The 4,600-nt window shown below is 36.0% G+C and carries 6 protein-coding genes; all 6 read left to right on the top strand.

The genetic code is table 11. From position 1 onward, the window contains the following. The first annotated feature begins 131 nt into the window (after positions 1-131). Complete coding sequence (locus ACSLUH_RS19220; protein ID WP_448570041.1) at positions 132-878, top strand: hypothetical protein; 747 nt, start codon at positions 132-134, stop codon at positions 876-878. Between the two features lie 34 nt (positions 879-912). Beyond that, positions 913-1,446 (top strand): hypothetical protein, encoded by a 534-nt coding sequence (locus ACSLUH_RS19215; protein WP_448570040.1) that lies wholly within the window; start codon positions 913-915, stop codon positions 1,444-1,446. 132 nt (positions 1,447-1,578) lie between these two features. Continuing rightward, a complete protein-coding gene (locus ACSLUH_RS19210; RefSeq protein WP_448570039.1) occupies positions 1,579-2,187 on the top strand; it encodes a hypothetical protein in 609 nt (202 codons plus the stop codon). Between the two features lie 134 nt (positions 2,188-2,321). Next, positions 2,322-3,011, top strand: a complete 690-nt coding sequence (locus tag ACSLUH_RS19205; RefSeq protein WP_448570037.1) for a hypothetical protein — start codon at positions 2,322-2,324, stop codon at positions 3,009-3,011. Positions 3,012-3,145: 134 nt separating this feature from the next. Beyond that, positions 3,146-3,850, top strand: coding sequence for a hypothetical protein (locus ACSLUH_RS19200; RefSeq protein ID WP_189769663.1), 705 nt, complete (start codon positions 3,146-3,148; stop codon positions 3,848-3,850). Between the two features lie 97 nt (positions 3,851-3,947). Beyond that, positions 3,948-4,436 (top strand): DUF6882 domain-containing protein, encoded by a 489-nt coding sequence (locus ACSLUH_RS19195; protein WP_448570035.1) that lies wholly within the window; start codon positions 3,948-3,950, stop codon positions 4,434-4,436. Positions 4,437-4,600: the final 164 nt, after the last annotated feature.

Here is a 4,600-nt window from a genome sequence, read left to right as displayed (position 1 = left end):
TGTAATTACAGTGGGTTAAGTATGCCTAACAAGCCAATGCAGTGCGGGACTTTTAACAGTTGGCTTTCCTCACTGCGTTCGTTATTTGAGCCAACTAATTAAAAGCCCCTGATTGGGGCGTTAGGTTGCCAATGAATATCGAGCAAGAAATGGATTGGATAAATAAGTCGAAAAATATAGATAGCCTTGATCTTGAAGTATGTTTTCAATTACAGGAACACTTCTATATTGGTGATCCAAATAACTTAGAACAGATACAGGACGACAATTATCAAGAACCTCTTCAACTGCCTGCTTTTGAACGTGTCGTTCCAACAATTGCACGAACAAGTGAAGCAATTGAAAACACTGATAAACTCGCTTCTTATTACAAAGATGTTGTAGAAAAGTCTGCTGAATTAAGTAAACCTTTCAACGAAATAAGACAGTATTTCTGGCTGCGTTTATGGTTTTGGAATACAGAAGAAGATGTCCATATTTCTTTTCCATGGTACGACAGCCTATCTGAAATGCAGCAGTTTTTTTCATGGCTAAATGATAACAATGTAGAGCCGTTCATAGATGCAGATCAAGGCTGGCAAATAGACGCTGTTCGGGTTGGGGAAAACATTCATATTAGACAAACAGATCCAGATTATGATGAAGAGCACGTCAATATATCTCTACCTTATGAGAAATTTCTAAAAGAAGCACTTAAAGTTGAGAAAAGAGCGCAACATATTATTACTAACCTATCAAAAGAGCTTGGAGTTGATGTTTGGTCAAAGTACCTCCAAGATGCCAACTTTGGTTCTGAGGTGTGGCAACCTAACAAAACAATCAAGGCGGAAAAAACTAGCTGGCTGCGCCAAATCGCTAGATTTTTCCGCTTATCGTGAGCGTTATATGTATCACAAGGTTCAGTTATAAATCATGGCATATGCAAAAATAAAAATGGTAAACCCTGAAACTTTGGAAGAGAGAGATATGCCTATTGGACTTTCATGGCTGTATTTTTTTGGTGCGGTTGGCTCCATAGGAAAAAATGCCGCTGATTGGATTAATTCCGCTCCAGCACCTGCATTGTTACTTCTTTCAATTGTTTTGTTGTTAATTGCATTCAATATTAATAACTTTCGAATTACTAAATTAAAAAACAAAGGTTTTGTTGTTTCTGAGGTTTTAACTTTAGAAGGTAGCCAATATGATCTTCTAGACAATAACCCTATAAATTACAGTGAAAGTTATAAAAAATATTATGTTTGGGTGTCTATCTGCGAAATTAAATATATGAAGTATTTTAAAACTCTTGAAGAGGCGGCCAATTTTATTAAAGCTAAACCCAAACAAGATATGAATCATGGCTTTATTTATAGAGCTCTTAATAGACTTGGACTAACCGCTGATGCCACATTTTGTTCTAAATATGAATTGCCTTTAGACAAATGGAAGAGTAAATACATATAACAAGCCATTACAGTAACGGGACTGCTAACAGCTTGCTCGGTTCCGCTTCGCTTCACAATTATAGCAAGCTATTATCAGCCCCTGAATGGGGCGTTATGAATTTATGATTAATAATCTAACTACGGAGTAAAAATGAAAAAAATAATAATGTTAGCCCTTCCTGTAATAGCACTTACAGGGTGTATTTCACCTAAAACTTATATTGATCCAAACTTTGGAAAAGCAACTTATGATGATGTTAAGAATGTCGCTAAAAAATATGATGCTCAGATAATTGTTGAATTCCAAAGAAATGGGGAAAAGTTAGATGCTGTGAATCAAGAGGTTCTAAACCACGTAGAGCGAACATTACGGGCTACCAGTGTTGTAACTCCTTCTCAAGTTGAAACAGATTATTCAATAAAAGTGACTGTAAATAATATAGCTGACATGGGAGAAGCTGCCGCTAAAGGTTTCGGGACTGGATTAACATTTGGTGCAGCTGGTACGACAGTTACAGATTATTATGAAGTTACTGTTGAATATACTGACAAAAACGGTACAAGCTTAACTAAGAACTATAAACACGCGTTGCACACTACTATTGGCAATGAAAAAGCTCCTTTCGAAGGAGCAATACCAACAACTCCCTCTGATGGTTTCGGAACGGTTGTAGAGCAGGTTTTACTTAACTTTGTAGTCGAAATGCAAAAAGATGGCAAACTTACTTTTGTAAATAACCTTTTGCTTAAAAATTCATAACAAGGCGCTTAAACAGAAAAAATACAGTTGGCTTGCGCTTCGCGCAGTTTAGCCTAACTGTATTTTTCCGCTTAGCTTGGCGTTAGCTACCAAATCTATACAAAAAAACATTATAAAAAACTAAAGGAACTTTAATGAAATTTAAATTATTAATAACAACTATAATATCAACATTGTTAATAACTGGTTGTAAAACAACACCTTCTTATGAAGCAAAAAAAGTTGATTCAAATTTCACATCAGGGATACAAAATGAAAAGAAACTTGGAGTAGTCCAATTCGATGCTTGGGTCGGTGATGATCTTAATGGAAGCGGTAGTGCGCTTCAATTATTCGGAGCTCTTGGCGCTATTGCAGATAGTAAAACTGATAAAAGTGAAGAAGCATTCGGCATAAATTTACAAAATGAAACTGTTAATGCATTAAACACTCAAATAAGCAAAGTGAACCCTAATTTCGTATCTGCAAATTTAATGGAAAGATTCAGTGTCGAAGAGCTAACAAAACGCTACAAATCAAATCGATTATGGGGCATGGGTTCTGTAAAAAGTGAACAGTTAACGGATTACTTTAACAAAAACCAAAATGTTGATTATGCTATCCATATAAAGTCTCAGGCTGCTATTTTAGTTGGGAATTTATTATCTGATACAGAGTGGGTTATATATGATAAGAACCTAACCAAAGTTGCCGAAATAAGTACTCGCTCAGTTGAAGAGTTAAACGGGAAAAAATATACAAACGAAGAGCAATTTAAAAAAGTTATGTCCTTACAACAAAAAAACATAACCGAATTTATCAAAATCATCAGTAATAATAGCTAGGTAGTAGCTAACAAGTTGCGCAAATCGGACACGCAACGCTTGCTGGCGCTTCGCGCAGTATAGCAAGCGTTGCTTAGCCGTTTAGCAAAGCGTTATATTTTCCTCGAGATGAACGTAGCCTTGAATAAATCCATATGAAACAACAGTTAGACTCCAAATTATTTAATGGTGATAAGGTTGAAATTTCTTTTGAATCATTTCTATTTGATACTAATGTAAATATTTACCATGAAGATAAGTGGATTAGAGAAGTCGCTAGTAATTCCCTTGTGTATGACTTTAAATTGACAAATGGAACTCCTATCAAGCTCATAATCGATGAAGTACACGATGGTAAAGTAAAAATTATAGTGAATGACTCCATTACCCATATATCGAGACACACTAAAGAAGAAAAACAAAAATTTAAAACCTATTCGATTTTTGGGGGTAGCCTTCTATTTTTTTATTTCTTTCTTAACGCTGTATTTATCGGGTTTCCGGAAACCAATGAGTTGAGGGTAAGAGAAGGCCAAGTGATAGGCTTTGACGCAGAAGGAGGAGGTAAACATAAGACTGATTTAGTATTACTATCCAACAAACTATATAAGACAAAGCTTATTGCACCATCAAGTAATCTTAAAATAGGAGATCAAATTAAAGTTAAAGGAAAATATAATGCTAATTATGGGGCGTATAAAGTTTATGAATTACATTTAAATGGCAAAACCAAGAAGACGTTAGCAGCTAGTTTTGTATCGTATTATGTTTTCGATGTGTTCGGTTCACTCTTATTGTCTATTGTTCTATTATGCTGGGGAGTTGAGCGAAAAAGAAAATATAACAAGCCATTGCAGTGATAGGACTTTTAACAGTTGGCTTAACCTCACTGAGTTCGTTATTTTAGCCAACGATTAAAAGCCCCTGAATGGGGCGTTATGTTTCTAGGAGGGGTTGGTGTTCGGTTTGTTTAAGAAAGATAAATTTGATATCGAAGGTTTTATTGAAGGTAGCATGGAAGCCTTAAGAATGGTTACCGATGCGCATACTAAGACGTGGAATTTAGGTAGTGAAGACACATGGAATGTAGATCAAGATACAGGCACTATTATCTTTAACTTTTCAGATGGTTCCATTGCCTCAGCACCTGTTCAAATAGTTGGTTCCTTCAACTCTCAAGATCAAAGTTTTATGTGGGGCTGGGAGCACCCTTCAGTTGCACCTGAATTACAACAATCAGCATTAGCCGTTAAAGCATTTGCAAAAGAAAAAAAGCTGAAGGAGTTTTTAACTCAAAAAGTAACTTGCGACGAAAATAGAGCTTGGGAGTATGCTGCTTTAGCAATGCGTATCTCTGACGCTAATTGTGCATATCGAGCAGAGGCCTCTCCAGGGACATTTGTGTTTATGAATTTTGGTGAAATAACTCTCTCAAAAGAAACATAACACATATGAGCCGTAACTCTGTCAATAAGCAATAGTGTTTTTTTGCCCGTTTTTAGTCAGTGACGGGCAAGGTTAAATCAATAAGCAAATTCGTTTACTTCGTCTGTCGATGTGGTCGTTAAGCAAGTTGCTTACGGCAAACACATATAGAGGCTCTCTTATTG

It is taken from the genome of Thalassotalea ganghwensis, assembly GCF_053485795.1.
Note: the sequence above shows the minus strand (reverse complement) of the source record. Positions and strands in the feature narration are given on the sequence as shown.